Annotated in this window: 19 protein-coding genes; 11 read left to right on the forward strand and 8 right to left on the reverse strand. The window is 64.1% G+C overall.

Translation table 11 applies throughout. The annotated features are described in order from the left end of the window. Positions 1 to 13: 13 nt before the first annotated feature. The 6 genes from ACQS5P_RS19820 (at position 14) to hemA (ending at position 5,036) form a co-directional block, all read left to right on the forward strand. A complete protein-coding gene (locus tag ACQS5P_RS19820) occupies positions 14 to 1,390 on the forward strand; it encodes a hypothetical protein (RefSeq protein WP_428938350.1) in 1,377 nt (458 codons plus the stop codon). 73 nt (positions 1,391 to 1,463) lie between these two features. Further along, positions 1,464 to 2,201 (forward strand): heme ABC exporter ATP-binding protein CcmA, encoded by a 738-nt coding sequence (ccmA, locus tag ACQS5P_RS19825; protein ID WP_428938351.1) that lies wholly within the window; start codon positions 1,464 to 1,466, stop codon positions 2,199 to 2,201. Positions 2,202 to 2,204: 3 nt separating this feature from the next. After that, the gene (locus tag ACQS5P_RS19830) at positions 2,205 to 2,882 is read left to right on the forward strand and encodes a heme exporter protein CcmB (protein WP_428938352.1); all 678 of its coding nucleotides are present in this window, start codon (positions 2,205 to 2,207) and stop codon (positions 2,880 to 2,882) included. Between the two features lie 80 nt (positions 2,883 to 2,962). Beyond that, positions 2,963 to 3,649: a cytochrome c biogenesis protein gene (locus ACQS5P_RS19835; protein WP_428938353.1), complete on the forward strand. Its 687-nt coding sequence runs from the start codon at positions 2,963 to 2,965 to the stop codon at positions 3,647 to 3,649. Then, entirely contained in the window at positions 3,646 to 3,783 is a 138-nt protein-coding gene (locus ACQS5P_RS19840; protein ID WP_428938354.1) for a hypothetical protein, read from the forward strand. The genes ACQS5P_RS19835 and ACQS5P_RS19840 overlap by 4 nt, the downstream gene beginning before the upstream one ends. Then, the gene (gene hemA, locus ACQS5P_RS19845; protein WP_428938355.1) at positions 3,780 to 5,036 is read left to right on the forward strand and encodes a glutamyl-tRNA reductase; all 1,257 of its coding nucleotides are present in this window, start codon (positions 3,780 to 3,782) and stop codon (positions 5,034 to 5,036) included. Before ACQS5P_RS19840 ends, hemA begins: the two co-directional genes overlap by 4 nt. A gap of 101 nt (positions 5,037 to 5,137) precedes the next feature. Here hemA and ACQS5P_RS19850 read toward each other — a convergent pair whose 3' ends face one another. The 3 genes from ACQS5P_RS19850 to ACQS5P_RS19860 form a co-directional block, all read right to left on the reverse strand. After that, positions 5,138 to 6,010: a DUF4394 domain-containing protein gene (locus ACQS5P_RS19850; protein ID WP_428938356.1), complete on the reverse strand. Its 873-nt coding sequence runs from the start codon at positions 6,008 to 6,010 to the stop codon at positions 5,138 to 5,140. Between the two features lie 225 nt (positions 6,011 to 6,235). After that, a complete protein-coding gene (locus ACQS5P_RS19855; RefSeq protein ID WP_428938357.1) occupies positions 6,236 to 6,790 on the reverse strand; it encodes a PEP-CTERM sorting domain-containing protein in 555 nt (184 codons plus the stop codon). A 393-nt stretch (positions 6,791 to 7,183) separates the two neighbouring features. Next, positions 7,184 to 8,161: an SDR family oxidoreductase gene (locus ACQS5P_RS19860; protein ID WP_428938358.1), complete on the reverse strand. Its 978-nt coding sequence runs from the start codon at positions 8,159 to 8,161 to the stop codon at positions 7,184 to 7,186. A gap of 138 nt (positions 8,162 to 8,299) precedes the next feature. Here ACQS5P_RS19860 and ACQS5P_RS19865 point away from each other — a divergent pair, with 138 nt between their 5' ends. Then, positions 8,300 to 9,850, forward strand: coding sequence for an acyltransferase family protein (locus ACQS5P_RS19865; protein ID WP_428938359.1), 1,551 nt, complete (start codon positions 8,300 to 8,302; stop codon positions 9,848 to 9,850). A 28-nt stretch (positions 9,851 to 9,878) separates the two neighbouring features. Here the strand turns inward: ACQS5P_RS19865 and ACQS5P_RS19870 are convergent, their stop codons facing one another. Together ACQS5P_RS19870 and ACQS5P_RS19875 are read right to left on the reverse strand one after the other, a co-directional pair. Continuing rightward, on the reverse strand, positions 9,879 to 10,823 hold the full coding sequence (locus tag ACQS5P_RS19870) for a hypothetical protein (protein WP_428938360.1): 945 nt from the start codon (positions 10,821 to 10,823) through the stop codon (positions 9,879 to 9,881). A gap of 96 nt (positions 10,824 to 10,919) precedes the next feature. Beyond that, on the reverse strand, positions 10,920 to 11,957 hold the full coding sequence (locus tag ACQS5P_RS19875) for a Gfo/Idh/MocA family protein (RefSeq protein ID WP_428938361.1): 1,038 nt from the start codon (positions 11,955 to 11,957) through the stop codon (positions 10,920 to 10,922). A 198-nt stretch (positions 11,958 to 12,155) separates the two neighbouring features. Between ACQS5P_RS19875 and ACQS5P_RS19880 the strand changes: the two genes are divergently transcribed. Beyond that, the gene (locus ACQS5P_RS19880) at positions 12,156 to 13,715 is read left to right on the forward strand and encodes an HDOD domain-containing protein (RefSeq protein ID WP_428938362.1); all 1,560 of its coding nucleotides are present in this window, start codon (positions 12,156 to 12,158) and stop codon (positions 13,713 to 13,715) included. A gap of 47 nt (positions 13,716 to 13,762) precedes the next feature. Here ACQS5P_RS19880 and ACQS5P_RS19885 read toward each other — a convergent pair whose 3' ends face one another. The 3 genes from ACQS5P_RS19885 to ACQS5P_RS19895 all read right to left on the reverse strand — a co-directional run bounded on the left by ACQS5P_RS19885 (position 13,763) and on the right by ACQS5P_RS19895 (position 16,186). Further along, positions 13,763 to 14,695 (reverse strand): NAD-dependent epimerase/dehydratase family protein, encoded by a 933-nt coding sequence (locus ACQS5P_RS19885; RefSeq protein WP_428938363.1) that lies wholly within the window; start codon positions 14,693 to 14,695, stop codon positions 13,763 to 13,765. Between the two features lie 227 nt (positions 14,696 to 14,922). After that, positions 14,923 to 15,180: a hypothetical protein gene (locus ACQS5P_RS19890; protein ID WP_428938364.1), complete on the reverse strand. Its 258-nt coding sequence runs from the start codon at positions 15,178 to 15,180 to the stop codon at positions 14,923 to 14,925. Between the two features lie 265 nt (positions 15,181 to 15,445). After that, positions 15,446 to 16,186 (reverse strand): protein kinase domain-containing protein, encoded by a 741-nt coding sequence (locus tag ACQS5P_RS19895; protein WP_428938365.1) that lies wholly within the window; start codon positions 16,184 to 16,186, stop codon positions 15,446 to 15,448. A 220-nt stretch (positions 16,187 to 16,406) separates the two neighbouring features. Between ACQS5P_RS19895 and ACQS5P_RS19900 the strand changes: the two genes are divergently transcribed. The 3 genes from ACQS5P_RS19900 (at position 16,407) to ACQS5P_RS19910 (ending at position 18,295) form a co-directional block, all read left to right on the forward strand. Then, entirely contained in the window at positions 16,407 to 16,799 is a 393-nt protein-coding gene (locus ACQS5P_RS19900; RefSeq protein WP_428938366.1) for a hypothetical protein, read from the forward strand. Positions 16,800 to 16,866: 67 nt separating this feature from the next. Further along, the gene (locus ACQS5P_RS19905; RefSeq protein WP_428938367.1) at positions 16,867 to 17,925 is read left to right on the forward strand and encodes a serine/threonine-protein kinase; all 1,059 of its coding nucleotides are present in this window, start codon (positions 16,867 to 16,869) and stop codon (positions 17,923 to 17,925) included. A 70-nt stretch (positions 17,926 to 17,995) separates the two neighbouring features. Beyond that, a complete protein-coding gene (locus ACQS5P_RS19910; protein ID WP_428938368.1) occupies positions 17,996 to 18,295 on the forward strand; it encodes a hypothetical protein in 300 nt (99 codons plus the stop codon). The last annotated feature ends 22 nt before the right edge of the window (positions 18,296 to 18,317 follow it).

The following is an 18,317-nucleotide window of genomic DNA, read 5'->3' on the forward strand; positions in this document are numbered from 1 at the left end:
CCGGAGCAATGCCATGAATCGAAAGCTGAAACCGATCGTCGTGACCGTCTGGTGCCTGGCAGCCGCGGCACTGATGAGCTGCGCGTCCGGCGCCGCCCCAGGCAAGCCGGCGGCGACGGGATCGGCACAACCGCAGACCGGGGTCGATTCCACGTCGGTGACGCGACCGATGCTCGCGGCGGCGCAGATCGATCCGACCACCCAACCGGCCCTGCCCCCCGGGCATCCGGATGTCTCGCAAAGCGATTCGCCAATGAACCAGCCGGCCGCCTCCTCGGGTTCGCTGCCGGCGGGGCATCCCGACATCTCGCAGATGATCAAGCGCTCCACGTCCGCTGGAGGCTCGGCCGGTTCTGCGATGCCTGCCGGGAGTAATCTCCCCGCCGGCCATCCCGACATCTCCGCTTTGCAGCGACAGAGCCGATCAGCCACCACACAGCCCACCGTCAGCCTTACCGGTGTACTGTCGGTGCGGGCGATTCAGGGAAGCGCCGGCGGGCCGGCCATCGGCGCCGATCCGCTGGTCGTCGAGTTCTATGCTCGAGGCGAACTCATCGACAAGTATGAAGGCAAACTCGACGAAGCGGGTTGCGCCGTCGTCAACGGCATCCCCCTGAACCTCAATCCCCAGCCGGTGGTGAAGGTGACGCACGCGGGCGTGGAATACACCGCAGTGGGTGAGCCGATGCAGAGCGGTTCGCCCCGGGCCGAGATTCAGGTTCCTGTGTATGAAACAACCGACCAGCCGCCGCAATGGACGGTGCGGATGCGGCATGTGATGGTCAGTCGCGGCGAGCGGGGGCTGGAAGTGCTGGAGATGCTGGCCATCGACAATCCGTCGGACCGCACCTGGCTGGGCACGCCGATCGGCGAGGGGCAACGCGCCACGTTCACGCTTTCGCTGCCGCCCGGCGCTCAGGACATCCAGATGCTCGGCGCCCACGGCTGCTGCGCCAAGATCGAGGGCAACCGGCTGACCAACACGATGCCCCTGTTGCCGGGTACCTCGCAGCATCAGATCGCCTATGTTCTGCCTGCCGAGAATGGCACGGCCGAAATCACCGTCGATTCGCCCGTGCCGCTCAAACATTTGATGGTCTTCATTCCCGATGACGGCACGACGGTCACGCCTGTCGGGATCGAGTTCACTGGCTCGGCGGACATGGGCCGGGGCGGAAAGACGCGGTTTTACAAGGCGGCCAATCTTCAGCCGCAGCAACAGGTGAAGCTGACGATCAGCGGGATTTCCATCGCTCGTGCCGCGGGCGGTGCGACGGCGGCGTCCAATGCCAGCCGTGCCGCCAAGATCGTCGCCGGCGCCGGCGCGGCCGTGATCATCCTGTTCGGCGTGGCTCTGCTGTTCATCAGGACCGCGCCAAGAAAAGCGTGAGTGCAGGTATGTCGAGACGCGGGCATGGGTGATGCGACCTGTGCCGCGAGCTGTGGAATAAGCCGTGACCCGGATGGCCTTACAACCTCGCACCGCAACCGTGGAGCAGCCTGCCGACGCGCCGCCGGCCATCGCCGCCTGTGGCCTGGGCAAGGTGCTCGACGAACGTCAGATTCTCCGCGACATCAACCTGCGCGTCGCCGCGGGCGAATACATCGGCCTGCTGGGCGCCAACGGCGCTGGCAAGACCACGCTGCTGAAGATCCTGGCCACGCTCATGCCCCCCAGCCAGGGCGAGGTACACCTGTTCGGGCAGAAGCTCTCCCCAGGGAACGTGGCGGTCCGCGCCCGCATCGGGCTGATCGGACATCAGCCGATGCTCTACCGCGACCTGTCGGCCAGGGAAAACCTGACGTTCTTTGCCCGGCTGTATGCCGTGAACGATGCGCCGGCACGGGTAGATCGAATGCTGCGGATGGTGGGCCTGGCCGATCGCGCCGACGACCCGGTCAAGAACTTCAGTCGCGGGATGGTCCAGCGGCTGAGCATCGCGCGAGCGCTGCTGCATGAGCCGTCACTGATCCTGGCCGACGAGCCGTTCGCCGGACTCGACGCGCCCTCGATCCAGTCGCTGGAGCAGCTCTTGCAGCGACTCAATGCCGCCGGCAGGACCATCGTGATGGTCAACCACGACATCGAGCAGACGCTGCGCCTGGCCGATCGCGCCATCGTGCTGCGACAGGGACGGATCGCGCTGGACCAGCAGACCCACCGGCTGTATGCCCGGGAAGTTCTCTCGGAGGTGAGCTGAGCCATGATCGCCAGCCTGCGACAGATCGCGCTGCTGACCGGCAAGGACCTGCGAATCGAGTCGCGCAGCCGCCAGACTCTGGGCCTGGTCAGCGTCCTGGGCATTCTCATCGTCGCGGTGCTGGGACTGGGGCTCGGGGCGCAGAACCAGGTCGCGGCGTTTGGCGCCACGGCGGTGTTGTGGGTGGCGTACCTGTTCAGTGGCGTGCTGTGTTTCGAGAAGACCATGGCCGTGGAACGCAACGACGGCGTGCTGGCGGCGCTGCTGATGGCACCGCTGGACCGCGGGGTCATCTACCTGGCCAAGCTGCTGAGCAACCTGGTGCTGATGCTGGCGGTGGCGGCGATCGTCACGCCGGTCGGCATCCTGTTTTTCGGATTCGACCTCACCACCGCGCCACTGACCTTCGCGGCAGTCATGAGCCTGAGCATGCTCGGCTTCGCCGCCGTTGGAACCCTCTTTGCCGCCGTCATCAGCTCAACCCGGCTCCAGGGCGGATTGCTGGCGATGATGGTCTTCCCGATCTCCCTGCCGCTGGTGATCGCCTCGACCCAGATGATGCTTCGCACGTTCCGCGACGGCGCCGGGCCGGGAATGACAGGCATGGGGATCCTGCTGGCATTCGATGTGATCTTTCTGACGGTGAGCTGGCTGGTGTTCGAGTGGGTGCTGGAGCCATGAAGGCCGGCACCACGGTCCACTTGCCTCCTGCCGCGCATGGGCAGAGGCAGAAGGAAGCGATGATGTCCAGGAGATGGCAGATGATCAATGCAGGTTACTGGATCCTCACGCTGCTGCTTACCGCCGCCGCGGTCGCCATGCTGGCGTTTTACACTCCCGACGAAGCGACCATGGGGTCGATCCAGAAGATCTTCTACTTGCACCTTCCGGCGGCGATCTGCACGTTCCTGGCGTGCCTGGTCTGTTTCGTGGCCAGCATCGGATATCTGACACAGCGTCGCAACTGGTGGGACGACCTTGCGGCGGCGTCGGGGCGCGTGGCGGTTCAGCTCTGCTCGATCGTGCTGATCACCGGCATGATCTGGGGTCGCAGCGCCTGGGGACAGTGGTGGACCTGGAGCCCGCGGCTGACCTTCAGCCTGATCCTGTGGCTGCTGTACGTGGTCTATCTGATGATCCGCACGTCGATCGAATCGCCGCAGCGGCGCGCGGTCATCAGTGCTGTCTACGCCATCATCGCGTTTCTGGACGTGCCGCTGGTCTATCTGTCCACGCGGCTGATGGTGGACATCCATCCCACGTCGATCACGCTGGCCACGCCGATGAAGCTGACGCTGGCGGTGTGGTTCGTGCCGATCGTGCTGCTGTCGGCGGGGCTGATCATGGCGCGGTTCCGGCTGAATCAGTATCAGCGGACGCTGGCCCCGCCGGCGCGGATCGAGCCGGGCCACAGCGGCTTCCAGTGGGCCGCCGGGGAGGTCGCATGAGCGGACAGAACTACGTCATCCTCGCGTACGCGATAGGGTTGGGGCTGCTGTGGGGATATGCCGCCAAGCTGTGGTGGGAGACGCGCAGCCTCGCCCGCCGCCAACGCACCGAAAACCAGGGAGGCCAATTATGAGCATCCTGCTGGTTGGTCTGAATCATCGCACGGCGCCGGTGCAGATCCGCGAACAGCTCGCGTTCAGTCGCGACGGCATCGCCACGGCGCTGATCCTGTTCCGCAATCAGTTCCCACGGGCCGAAGCGGCGATCATCAGCACCTGCAACCGCGTGGAGGTGCTGGTCGCCAGCGACGGCGACTCGCCCACGCCCCAGGATGTGGTCACCTTCATCGCCCAGGCAAGAGACCTGCCCGTTAACCTCTTCCGACAATACCTGTATCAACTCAGCGGAGAGCAGGCCTGCCGGCACTTCTTCCGTGTCGCCAGCGGTCTGGACTCGATGGTTCTGGGAGAAAACCAGATCGTCAATCAGATCAAGGCCGCCTACGCGCAGGCCAGCGAGCAGGGCACGACCGGGCGGACGCTGAATCGGCTGTTCCATCACGCCTTCGAGGTGTCCAAGCGGGTTCGCACCGAGACGCAGATCGGCGCCGGAAAGCTGTCGGTGCCGTCGGTGGCGGTGGATGTGGCGCGGCGGATCTTCGATGACTTTTCGACCAAGCAGACCCTGGTCGTCGGCGCCGGCGAAATGGCACAGCTCGTCTGCCAGTATCTGCGCGAGGCCGACGCCAAACGATTCGTCGTCACCACCCGATCGCACATCAACGCCAAGGCGCTGGCCGAGGCATGCCAGGGCCAGGCCGTGCCCTGGGATCAGCTCGATGCGCAGCTCATCCAGGCGGATATTGTGATCACCGCCACCGCCTGTCCCATGCCGATCATCACGCCCGAGCGGATCCGCGAGGCTCAGAAGCATCGTCGCGGACGACTGCTGTTCCTGATCGACCTGGCCGTGCCACGAAATGTCGATCCGGAGGTCGGAAAGCTCGAGCAGGTCTACCTGATCGACATCGACGAGCTGGGGCGCATGGTGGCCGAGAACCAGAAGCTGCGCAACGGCCAGCTCGAGGCGTGCGAGCGGATTCTGGATGAGGAGGTGGCGGCGTTTGAGCAATGGCTGGATTCGACGCGGCTGAATCCGCTCATCGAGCAGATGTTCAAGGACGCCCGGCAGTTGCGCGACGCCGAGCTTGAGCGGCTCTACCGCCGCTGCCCGGACCTGGACCCGCAGCAGCGCCGCGCCATCGAGCAGTTGGTGGATCGACTGGTGGGCAAGTTCATGCATCCGTGCGTCAGCGCGCTGCGGCGGCACAGCGCCGGAGCCAGCACGCTGGCCGGCGCGCTGCGCGAGGCGGCGCGCAGGCAGTGAGCCACCGGCACAACCCATCGCGCATAAAAACGCGAACGGGCGCCTCTCGCCAAGCGCCCGCTCGCAAACTCAACCGGTTGAACGACTGTGTGAGACGACTGTCACTGCACGCCGCGGCGGCGCACGGCCAGGCCCATCACGGCCAGGCCCGCTGCGGCAAGGGTTGTTGGCTCGGGAATTGGAATTGCGATTGCGCGCACGTTCAATCCGCCGCCAACGACGCCCTCCGCCACAGTGAGTCCCGTGGCTAGGTTCACGGTGAAAAGCCAAGATCGTCCGCCTCCCCCCCCAGCGGCGACGAGATAGGCAACTCCAGTACTGCTTTCAATGTCGAATCCGGCCAAGTAGTTGATAACATCGTGCCCGAGCGTACCCACGACTGTTAGAGCACCATCGTTCGGTGGATTCTGAATTGCAAGAACGTCGAGGACGCAGTCGACCACAAAGAGTGTCGTCGCGTTAGCACCAGGGACGTTGTTAGTATACGCGGCCCCAACGATACTCGGATTCACACCTGCGTAAGGACCCGGGCCATACGCGAGGTTAGTGTCGACAGATGCGACAGCACCGGTTGTCGGATCAATCCGGAGGTTCTGATCTGTGTCACTTACCACGCGGATACGATCAGCGACGGGATCGAAATCCATGCCGAACGCCGTGCCGCTCAATGCGGGAGAAAACGGCGCCCCGACCGCCGTCGCCGCACCGGTTGTGAGGTTCAAGGTATAAATCCGGTTCGTGCTGCCCAGAGCGTACAGCACGTTCGTTGACGGGCGGAAATCGATCGCCTGGATGAACTCGTTGGGTTGAAGCCCCGAGACATACACGCCCGAGAGGATGTTTGTCGGAGCCGATGAATCAAACGAGAATAGGTTGTTGTCAAAGGTGATTCCGTAGATCAGCGCCGCGGTTGCTCGCGGCGGCATGGCGGCCAGCGCCCCAATCGCCAGGACGAAGGCGACGAGGGTTCGCACAGACCGGAACAACCCGTTGGACGATTGCCCGCATGCAGCGCACGGGCGGGAAGCGAAGGCGCAATCCATCTTCCGCACTCCTTTTAAGCTGTTCGCAATGTCAGCTCGTCACGCATACGGAGGTGACGTCCACCGCCGGGGATGCCAAGCCCCGGACGGGCATTGCTCCTGCTCCTGGCTGCATTTTCTCTCCACCCTTTTAGATCGGCCGACGGCTGACTCCGATCAGCGTCGGCGTCGCGAGATTCCCAGTCCCATCGCACCCACGCCCAGCAGAACCAGCCCGCTGGTCGGCTCGGGAACCGGCACGATCGTCGAGCCGATGGCACCGATGGGCGTGCCCAGTGGCCCGCCGGAGTTTCGTGTGGTCTCCGACGTGAACAGCCCGTTGCCCTGGGCGCCAAGCGACGACACGATACTGAATGGGGAGAACGTCGCGTCGACGTTGACCGCCGGGCCGGTGTAAGTGAACGTCACGTTGGGCAGGGCCGGGTTGTCTGTCGGGGCGGTGCCAAAGGCGTTGACCCCACTGTTCTGAATCGAGACCGTGAAATTGGCGGCGCCGGCGCTGGCGCTGACGAAGCCGGCGATGTCGTAAATGGTGACGAAGTCGCCGGACTCGATGCGTTCGGTGCCGGCCGAATCAGTGGCAAACGACAGGTTGTAATTGAACTGGGTATTCGCCCCGACCGGCGCGGTGGAGGCAAAGTTGGGGATCAGCGCGGCGTTGGCCGTCCCCACGGCGCAGACCGCCACCACCGATGCAATCAGTGACCGCATTGATGATCGGATAGCTCCCGCACGCGCAATCCGCGCGGGCCCGCCCGAGGCACTGCCACAACTCATCTTCCACGCTCCTATGCAGTGTTCTTCACGAACCAAGATTCTTACACCCGGCGCCTTCAAGCGCCAAGCGTGCATCTCTCCACCCACACTGCATTTTCTCTCCACCCTTTGCTGACAGGGAGTGGAACAATTCCCTACGGCGATTCTGTGTTCATTAAAACACAGGCGCGGCGGACGGTAAAGGGAAATCCGCGTCGAATTCCATTCTTTCGAACGCGACGAGGTCGTGACTGTGTGAAAATGGGAAGATTTGTCTGATCGGGCAAGACAGAGAAACCAAGGTGCATCGCTTCTCAGAACGCGGCGAAGCGACCTGACCTGGCTTGGTCATTTCAGCACACCTGCATACCACTTAAGCGTGGCATCCAGGCCGGTGTGCAGATCGACGATCGGCTCATAACCCAGCACCTGCCGGATGCGCGACAGATCAGCCTGCGAATGCCGCACGTCGCCGGGGCGTTCCGGGGCGTACACCGGTCGCAAGTCGTCGCGCCCCAGCAGGTGGCACATCATCGGCGCAAGCTGATTAAGCGTAACCCGCTGTCCGCAGGCGACGTTAAGCACCTCACCGCACAGCGGCTGCTGCTTGCGGGCGGCCAGCAGGTTGGCGTGCACCGCGTTGTGCACAAACGTGAAGTCCCGCGACTGCTCGCCGTCGCCGAAGATCGTCGGCGGCTGTCCGGACAGGATCGCCTTGGCAAAAGCCGCAATGACCGCGGCGTAGGCGCTGTTGGGGTTCTGTCGCGGTCCGAAAATGTTGAAATAACGCAGCGACACGGAATCCAGCCCATAGCTGGCACTGTACGCGGTAAGATAGGCCTCGCCGGCGAGCTTGGCGGCGGCGTAGGGACTGCGCGGGTCCGGGGCCATCGTTTCAACCTTCGGCAGCCCGGGTCGTTCGCCGTAAGCACTGCTGCTGGCGGAGTAGATCACGCGCTGCACGCCCGCGTGGCGTGCAGCCTCCAGCACCAGTACGGTTCCGGTGGCGTCCACTTCGTGATACTCCAGAGGCCTCTCGATGCTCTGCGGAACCGAACCCAGCGCCGCCAGATGAAACACGTAACGACAGCCCTGCATCGTCCGGTCCAATGTCAGTCGGTCCAGAATCGAGCCCTGGACGAACTGGCAGGCGAAAGCGGCGATGTTGCTGCGGTCGCCACCGACAAGATTGTCCAGCACGATCACGTCGGCGCCGAGACTGACCAGCGCCTCGACCAGGTGTGATCCGATGAACCCCGCGCCGCCAGTCACCAGGCACCGCACGCCGCGAAAGTGCTCCCCGTGAAGCCGTCTCCAGTCGGTCATGGTGGGCACATCATTCCGGGCCGGAGCAAAGTTTGCAACGGGCAAGTGCCCCGAGTTGATCTCATGGATCCGCAAAACCGATCATCGCCCGTCGGTGAGCACAACTTGGCGGCCGCCGCGGCCCTGACACGGAACGCCATGTCGCCAGTGCCCTCGCCTGGCCCGATCGAACGGTTGCTCTCGCTGGATGTGTTCCGCGGGCTGACCGTCGCGGCCATGCTGCTGGTGAATAACCCTGGGCTTGGCCAACCCTATGGGCCGCTGAAACACGCGATCTGGCATGGGTGCACATTCACCGACCTGATCTTTCCGGCGTTTCTGTTCATCATGGGCGTGGTGCTGCCGTTCACGCTGCACAATCGCCGGGCGCGCACCGAGGCGCGTGGCGAGTGGTTCGGCCACAGGCTCCTGGGCGACATCTGGCTTCGCGCCGCCACGCTGGTGGTGCTGGGTCTGCTGTTGGTGGGCTTGCCAATTCCCGGGCAGCGCCAGCCGCCCGGCTTTGCCTGGTTGAAGATCCTTCGCATCATCGCCATCGGGCTGGCGTATGGCACGACGGCGGCGATGCTGGTGCTGCCCGCCAGGGCAACTTCCCCCCGCGCGCAGCGCCTGTTGCGCTGGATGCCCGCCTTCGGTGCAGCCGTGTTCGTGTTGCTGGTGGGGGGGATGTATCTGGCCAACCGTATCGCGCTGGCTCGCGGCCTGCCACAGGATTTTTTCCTGGGCTCGGGCGTCTTCTGGCCGCAGCGAATGCGCATTCCCGGCGTGCTCCAGCGGATCGGAATCTGCTACGGCCTGGCCGGAACGATCCTGCTGTATTGGGGCTGGCGCGGGGCGCTGGGAGGATTGCTGGGGATGCTTGTTGTTTATTCGGTGCTGATGCTGGCTGTGCCACTTCCCGGACATGTCACCGGGTCGCTCTCGATGGACGACAACTTCGCCCGCCGAATCGATGATCTGGTCTTCAACCGGTATGTGACGCTGCCCGACGGCAGCCGCCAGATCATCTACTGGCACACTTATGAGTATCCCGACAATGAAGGGATTGTCTCGACGCTGCCGGCGGTTGCCACGACGTTGCTGGGGGCGCTGCTCGGCCTGTGGCTGATTGCCCAGCGGCGTGATTCGGATGGCCGGACACAATTAAGCAGGCCCCCGGGCCGTCGTGTCGGCAGTTGGCTGCTTGTGGGCGGGTGGGTGCTGGTGTTGCTCGGGCTGCTGCTGCACCGCATTCTCATGCCCATTAACAAGGTGATCTGGACACCTTCGTATGTAGCCTTCAGCGGTGGCGTGGCGATGATGGGATTCGGCGTGTGCTACCTGCTCGTCGAGGTTGCGGGCTGGCGATGGACAACGCGTCCGCTGGTCGTATTTGGCACGGGCTCCATCGTTGCGTTCGTCGGGGAGGAAGCCGCGCGCCGAGCATCGTATCTGTTTCGTCTGCCCCACACCCGCAGCAGCGCCGTGGCACCGGGGGCGGGCGAAAACCTGCCGGCGCTGGAGTGGGTCAAATACCAGATCGCCGACGCGATGCACTGGGCCAATGGCTGGCTGCATCACCTGAGCCCGCGCCTGCCGCCGATCGACACGCCAGGGATGACCTCGCTGGCCTATTCGATCAGCTTTGTGGTGGTGTTTTGGTGCCTGCTTACTGTGCTGCAACGACTGAAACTCATCGGGCGGATCTGAGCGGATCGCTGGATTGCCTGGCGGCGAATCAGGCAGTGGCCGGGGTCTGCTGATCTGCGGCGGCTGCCGTGGCCTGTCCCCAGACCTGTCGCGCCAGTTCCACCTGCTCGCGCAGCGTCCGTCTCATGCGAATATAGAAAAGGAGCGTCATCACGCCGAAAACCAGATATGCCAGCCCGACAATCGCGGCGGCGCAGGTGATCCCGATGAACGCGGCACCGGGTCTGGCCGGGGCGGGACCAGCGGCCAGCAGCAGTCCCATGATCCCGCCGATCAGCACCGATGCGCCCAGAGTCAGCCCATATCCCCAGCACAACACGCGTGCGCGCCGCGCAAGCTGATCGTGAGGAACTCGCAGCGCCAGCTTCCCGAGGTAGACGAACTTGGCGAACTCGCCGACGACGCCGAACACCGTCGCGCCGATCGCCACAACTCCCAGCCCAAAGCCGATCTCGCGCGGCACGCCGGGAGTGGCGCCCATCGCCTGGAGCACGCTGCCTCCAAGACCGACCAACAGCGCCACGCGCACGAGCTTTCTGGCCATGGCGTACTGCGCCTCGCCCAATCCGCTGGGGTCAGGCTCGGTCAGCAGCCACGCACCGTACAAACCCAGCAGCGAGGCGACGATCTGCACCCACTGCTGCGCGGCCGACGTCTGAAACAGCAGCCCCCCGAGCAGACCGATGACCAGCGCCACCAGGATCCCCCAGAGAATGAAGCTGACCCCGCGGGCCAGCATCAGCAGCCAATTCGGATCCGAGTAGCGCAGCAGGTCGCCGATGGTGGAAAGTCCCACCGGCGAGCCGCACTCGGGGCATCGCCCGCCGTAGGTCAGGCCGCGAAGGTTATATCCGCACTTGCGGCAGGGGGCGTCGGTCTGGACGGTGGCGTTGGGATCCGCATTGAAGCCAACGAAGCCGATCTGCGGATTCGGGTACGCCGGCGGCAGCAAGGAGGCGGGATTCTGGCTCATTTGTGACCCCTTTCATGATGGAGTCTTCATCCGTCGGCTCTGCTCAGTCATGGCCTGTGCCGGTCTCCCAGCACCGACGCAGCCAGGAGACGGATATCACCCACGCAGCAGCTCGACCACGTCTACGGTTCTGTTCTGCTGCGCGCTGATGACCCCGGCGATCACGGCGGCGAAGCTCCAGAGGTTGTCGGCGCCGCTGGTTTGGCCCGGAGTGTTCGTTCGGATCGATTCGGCAAATCGCCGCAGCAACTCCGCCTGGCCGTTCATCGGCGTCTCGGGAATCTGCACCTGCTCCTGCTTGAACTCCCTGGGCCACTTCTCGCACCGGGCCAGTGTGATCTGGTCCTGCTCCAGATGGATCGATCCTTCGGCGCACTGGAGTCGCCAGGTGCCATTCCAGGAGGTGAATCGTCCCCTGGCCGACCAGTCGCCGCTGTAGCTGAACGGAATGCCTCCATCCAGCTCAAGAAGCATCTTCAGGCCGGGGTGATGCTGATACCAGCTCCAGCTTGGCCTGAAGGTGTGGGCCGTGACGCGCGTGATGTTCCGCCCGGTGACGAAGCGGATCAGGTCCACGTGGTGGATGGCCATGTCAACCAGCAGGGGGTACTGCATGGTTTCGCGGAAGGTGCCGGTGAAATCGGCGGGGATGTAGAAGTCGATGTGCCCGTGCCCAAACTCGCCCAGCGGCCGCTCGTCCATGACGCGCTTCAACTGCTGCATGACCTGGGAATAGCGGTAGTTCTGTGCGACCAGCAGTTGTCTGTCGGCGCGGCGGGCCAGCTCGACCATCAGTTTGGCATTTTCCAGGTCATGGGCGATGGGCTTTTCCGTGAGCAGGTGCAGCCCGCGGGAAAACGCCAGCCGCGCGTGCTCGACGTGGACAGGTGGCGGAGTGACGGTAAGCACCGCGTCGGCCTGGACGCGCTCCAGCGCTTCCTCCAGCGACTCGAATCGGCGATCGTGGGGGATGCCAAGCTCGTCGCCCGCTTCGTTCAGGGGTTTCTCGACGATATCGACGATGGCAACAAGCTCGAAGTCGGGCGAATGGCGGACGACTGACTTCCACCATGCCCGCCCCATCCCCCCCATGCCCGCCTGGATCAACCGAATCTTGCCTGCCGGCCCGTTCATGCCCGGCGGTTATAAGACCGTGGGTTGCAAATGGCAAAACAAATCGATCGCCCGATGTGGGCATCTCACCTCGTTCAGAGTGGTTGCCGATAACACGAGAAGAGAGTGGTCCGAGGTCCGTGTCAGCGGCCGCTGGTCAGTGGCCAGCGGTCGGTGCCAGAGGTAAGCGACGGAAAAGAACCAACGGCAGACGCGCGGATGCTGCAAGTCTCGGAGTACAAATCTCGTCTGGCGCGGGCGCGGCAGGATCAGGTGATGGCGCTGATCCAGGCGCTGCCGGTGATGCCGACGGCGGTGAACGTTCCGGTGCGGATCATGCAGTTGTACCGCGACCCGAACTCGCCGCCGATCGAGCGCTTTGCCGAGGTGCTCGTTGCCGACGCCGCGCTGTCGGCCAAGGTGCTGGAGCTGGCCAATTCCGCGTTCTTCTGCCCCAGCAAGCCCATCACTCGCGTCTCTGATGCGCTGCGACGAATCGGATTGAGCAACATGCTTCCGCTGCTGTTCGGACTTTCGCTGGCGGGGCTTTTCAACAAGGCCAACCTTCCATCGGAGGATCGGACGCGGCTGTGGCACAAATCGCTGTTCAAGGCGGTGGTGGCGCGGCAATGGGCGCGCTGGCGCAAAAGCGAGCACGAGGAAGAGGCTTTTCTGTGCGGCGTGCTTCAGGATGCGGCGCTGCCCGCGATGTACGCTGGCGACCGCGCCGCCGCCATGGAGCTTGCGGGCGTGCTCGATCTGGAAGGCGACAGCCGATACCAGCGAGAGGTAGCGCTGTATGGCGTGGATCATGCTGAATTCGGCCGACGACTGTGCGCCCGTCTGGCGCTGCCGGAGCTGTACGTCCGTGCCACCGCGACGCACCACGCACCGGATGGGCCTGATCTGCCCGAGGAATTCGCCGAGCTTCGCGCCGGGCTGATGCTCGCGGCGCAGGTTCCACACGGCGCCAGCCGGCTCGACGATGCGGGGTTGCGAAAGCTGGGCACGTGTTTCGCGCAGGTTTGCCCCGATACCAGCGCAGCGGACTTTGCTGAATTCATGCAGGGTGTGTGCGACTCAGCCCGGTCGCTGACGGCCATGCTCTCGCCAGCCGATCCCACGCGCCGGGCCGGGATGAAGAGCTTTCTTCAGGACGTGTCCGACCAGATCGCGCGAACTCTGTTCGCCGCGATCGGCGCTTCATCGCGAGCGATTCAGGACCTGGAACACTGCCGCGTGGAATTGGAAGCGCGCGTGCGGGAGCTGAGCGAGCAGATCGTGCAGGCGGACTTTGACAGCCTCACCGACGTGCTCAACCGCCGCGGGTTTTTCAGTCGCGCTGAGCAGTTGCTGTCACTGGGGCGGCAGGCGCAACTGGGTTGCGCCGTCGGATACGTCGATCTGGACCAGTTCAAGCAGGTCAACGACCGCCACGGGCAGGAGGCCGGCGACGCGGCGCTGGCGGGCTTCGCCGCGGCGATCAGGAACCTGCTGCGCGACCGGGGCATCGTGGGCCGCTTCGGCGGCGACGAATTCGCCTTCGCCATGCTCGTGCCCCCGCAGCTCGGACGCGATGGCGTCGTGCAACAGATCGAATCGGCTCTGGCCAGCGTTTCGGTAAGCCTGCCCGGCGGTGCAGTCGTCGAACTGCGCAGCAGCATTGGCATCGCCTGGCTCGGAGTGCCGCAGGAAGGGCACACGATTCAGGCCGCCCTGGCGCACGCCGATCGCGCCATGTGCAGCCGCTGCCGCAGCACACTCGCCGCGACAAGCTGATCGGATTCATGGACCCCACCCGGCAGCACTGTTTCATCCGGGCATGATCACGTCCCCAGCTTGCCTGATTCCAGGTACGCGGCGATGCCGCGGCGAAGGTCGTATTTGGGTTCGTAGCCGATTTTCTGCCTGGCCAGGGTCTGGTCGGTCTCGGTCCAGTCCTGCGTGAAACCGTAGGGGTTGTCGAAGTATTCGGGCTGGAGCTTAGTGCCCAGGGCACGGTTCAGCTCGGCGACCAGCTCATTGAAGCTCCAGCTTCGGCCGGCGCCGGCGTTGTACACGCCGCTTTCCTGCGCGTTGTTCATCGCGCACAAATTGGCCTGGATCACATCCTCAATGTAAACGAAGTCGCGCTTCTGCTGGCCGGCGGTGAAGATGCGCGGACGTTTGCCGGCGCGCATCTGCCGGGCAAGCTGGTAGATCATGCTGGCGAGTCTGCCCTTGTGCGCTTCGCCGGGACCGTAGACGTTGCTGTATCGCAAGCCGACGATCGGCTGGGCCATTCGCGGGGCGTAGCGCATCGCCAGCCTCTCCATGCAGACCTTGCTGAACGCGTAGGTGTTCAGCGGATCGTAGGGCTGGGATTCCTTCATCGGCACCGGCCCGCGCCCGTAGACGCTGCAACTGCTGGCCCAGACCACCCGCGCTTCGATCTGCACGGCCCAGTCCAGCAGCCTGCGAAATGTCTCGACGTTGTTGCGCATCATCTGATGCGGGCGGTCGATGGTCTGTCCGTCGGGGCCAACCATTCCGGTGATGCTGGCCTGGTGGAAGATCACATCAAACGGACCCAGTGCGATCATGGAGTCCACGTCCTCATGATCGCGCAGGGTCAGGACATCGCCAGTGAAGTCCGCCAGGTTCTGCCACACGCCACACAGCAGGCTGTCGGCCGCTACCACGTCGTGGCCGTCGCGTGCCAGTCTTCTGGCCAGATTGGATCCGATGAAGCCGGCGCCGCCGGTAACAAGAATTCTCACGCAAAGCACCTCGAGTGAAACCGAGGGGCGGGATTATACAGAAAGAGCCGGCGGCTCACGAACGGGCGCGCGAGAGGCGCCGGGACGGCGGGACGCCAGGCCCGTGTCAAGGGCGTCTCGCCCGTGCGGGCGGCCATCACACGGGCGGAACGCCCCGTGCCACCACTGAAGAGGTGCTCTCGTCGATTCCTGGGCTCGTGTAAGTGCCTCGTGCAGCGGCCGCGCAATCAGCCTTGGCCGCCGGATTGCGATGAGGACGAGCCTGAGGAAGGCGCCGGCGACTGCTGGCTGGAGCTGGAGGAAGGCAGCACCGACTCCACCGCGCCAACGGCCATGCCTGCACCGGTCGCGACGGCCTGCGTGGCGGCGGTGGCGGCGCTGGACAGCGCCTGGCCAGCCTGCTGGATCAGCCGCTTGGCTTTGGCAGGCGCCTTTTTGGCGGCGGCCTTGACCTTCCGGGCGGCAGTGGCTGTCTTCCGCTTCATGGTTGGCGCCTTGGCCGCACGCCGCGCAGCAGCCTGGCGCGTTGATGCGCCCTTGCCGGCCGCCCGCCTCTTGCTCGCCACCCGAGAGGACTTGGATTTGACCGACTTGCCGGACCTGGCGGATTTCTTCGTCGCCCTCGTCTTGGCCATGGTGACTCCTTTTCGGTTGTGACGTGACAACAATTGCCGCCCCAATTGATACCCGACGTGCCTGTTTCCCGGAAAGAAGCAGAGATGCTCGCGACAGCGCGCTGCGGCTGGCCGCTCAGCCGGGAGTGCTGTCCCACTGGAGCGTCTCCAGGTGTCGCGCGATATCCCCGGCGCTGCTGAAGCGCTGTAAAATCAGCGAATCTTTCTGCCCGCGGATGATGTCCTTGACGACCTTGGGCTGCCGAGCGTAGTTCTCCCGCCCGCCGACCAGGGCGTGGAAAACCTGAATCAGGTTCAGCACGTCCTTGTAGATCTTGCTTCGGGTCGGCTTGCCCAGGTCGAAAAAGTCCAGCAGTTTGACCTCGAAGTCGATCCCGACGCGGCGAATCATGATGTTGTCGTCGTGGATGTCGCCGTGATACTCCCCTCGGGCATGGATCGGGGCGATTCCCTTGGCCAGCGCGTACAGCACGTGAAGGGCCTCGAAGGTGCTGAGGCGTTTTCGCGGCTGCTGTTCCAGGAACTCGCTGAGCTTCATGCCCTCGAACAATTCGCTGATGACGACGATGACCTTGCGCCTTTTGACCTGCACGATTTCCTGGTGATGGTATTGAAGCAGGATCGGGCAATGTCGCAGGGCATCGAGCTTTCGGGCGTAGGCGATCGCTGCCTTGCCGGTGGGGTCGCGATGTGGGTAGTAGAACTTTGCGGCCCGCTTGATGCCGGTAGCGCGCTCCGTAATGACATAAACCTCGCCCTCCCAGCCACTTCCGAGTGGGCGCTCGATGACGTACTTGCCGGCGATCACGCGACCGGGGGCAAAATCAAACCGTTTGACCTTACTGCGGGGGTACATGCTGCGCGAACGCCAATCATGCGATGGAGCCGGGCGTGCGTCAAACTTCACCAGACAGTCCGATAATCTCCCACAAAGACGCAGGCAAAACCACGCCACGGAGCCGACACTCGCCACCTGGCCGAGTCGCTTGCGGCCCGCGGTTGGCTCGCCGATCCGTTCGGATTTCCCTCCGCTTTATAACGCCTGGGCCTCTTCAACACGTTACAATCCCTTGAAGATGGACCTGCTCAAGACCATCGCCGCAAAGCTGATCACCGGGCTCATTGTGCTGGCCGTGATCGCGGCGGGGATCTCCTGGTGGCAGATGGAGCCGCAAACCCGCCAAGTGCTCATGACCGGCACTGGCCGAATTCTGGCGTGGTTGGGGATCGTGCTGTTCTTGCCCTGGGTCAGCTTCTTTTTGATCGGCAGGGTCGCAAAAATGCAGAGCAATCTGGCCGGGGGATTGCTCGTCGCCGCGTATACGCTGGTGGAGGTGGTGCTGCTGGCCTGGCTGTTCGACTGGAACATCCCCGGTGCGACGGCCTGGACGTTTCTGATCGTCGCCGGCCTGTTTGCCGCGGTCTACAACCTGTTCACCTGCGACTGGATCGCGGAAAAGTTGGCATGAGAGTGCCGGAAGTCGAGTGCTTCATTCGGATTTCGACAACTGGCATTCGGCAGTAGGTGGAGTCAAGATGCCTGGGGCCAATCAACGAATCAGCGAGTACGTGCTGGAGCAGCGGCTGGGCGGCGGGACGTTCGGCGAGGTCTGGCGGGCGCACCATCACGTGTGGGTCGATCAGCTCGTTGCCATCAAGATCCCCACGGATGTCCAGTACGTCCGCAACCTCCAGCACGAAGGGTCGGCCATTCACGGGCTGGTTCACCCCAACATCGTCCGCGCCATCGGATTCGATCCCTATGCCAATCCGCCTTACCTGGTGATGGAATACGTCCCCGGCACGAGCCTGCGGCCGCTGATCGCCGAACGGAAAATCGACATCGACGACGTGGTGCGGATCATGCGACAGGTGCTGGCCGGGCTTGCGCATGCACACCAGCACGGCGTGGTCCACCGCGACATCAAGCCGGAAAACATCCTCATCCATGAACGCGCGCACACCGACGGATTCGATGCCGAAGGCGTGGTGAAGGTGACGGATTTCGGTCTGGGGCAGGCAGCGACCAGAACCGCGGTGGGGTCGATCGCCTATTCCGCGTCGCTGAACGATCCGGTGGCACGCGACATCGCCGGAACCCTGGACTACATGGCCCCCGAGCAGCGCAGCGGCGCCGAGGTGGACCGCCGCGCCGACATCTACGCCTGCGGGGTGATTCTTTATGAGATGCTGACCGGCGAACGTCCGGCCGGAACCGACCTGCCCAGCGACCTGAACCGCTCGGTGCCCAAATACCTGGATGAAGCGTTTCGCAGGTCGTATGCAAGACTGGACAAGCGGTTTGAATCGGCCGAGCAGTTTCTGGTGGCGCTGACTCCACCGGCTTCATCGGCGTCAGCAGCGTCGTTTGGTGCGACGCTCGCCGCGGCTGCGACCGCGCGGACGCTTTGCCCGAGTTGCCGGCGGGCAGTCGATCCCGCCGATCAGTTCTGCATGCACTGTGGTGTTCAGCTTGTCAGCCACGTGCGACGGTGTCCCAGATGCGGCGCGTACCCGGATCGTGCCGACCGATTCTGTATCTTCTGCGGTGAGGCACTGACCGAGGCGACCGGAGCGTTGGCCAATGGTCAGTGACCGCTGGCCAGCGATGGATGAGTCTGATGCTTACTGGCCGGTTGGCGACTGAGCACAGGTCAGAGTTGAAATGGAATGGGCGATTTCCATCTTCGTATTCATCGGCGTGATCGCGGTGACCGCGGTGGTGTTTGTATTCTGGGTCGCGGTGATGATCCTGAAGCTGATCGTACGCGCATTCGCGGCACTGGGACAGGTTGGCGGCAGCGCAGGCGGGTCGCACGTTGCGCAGGCGCCTGCCGGGCGGGTGGCTTGCGCAAACGACCGTTGCCGCGCGATGAACCCCGTGACGGCGCGGTTCTGCCGGCGCTGCGGACACGAGCTGCATCAGCCGCAGCAGGTGCCGATCCACCGGGCGGCGATGTGGTGAGCATGGGATCGGGCACGCGAGG

The sequence above is a fragment of the Fontivita pretiosa genome (assembly GCF_050410795.1).
GTDB lineage: Bacteria > Planctomycetota > Phycisphaerae > Tepidisphaerales > Tepidisphaeraceae > Fontivita > Fontivita pretiosa.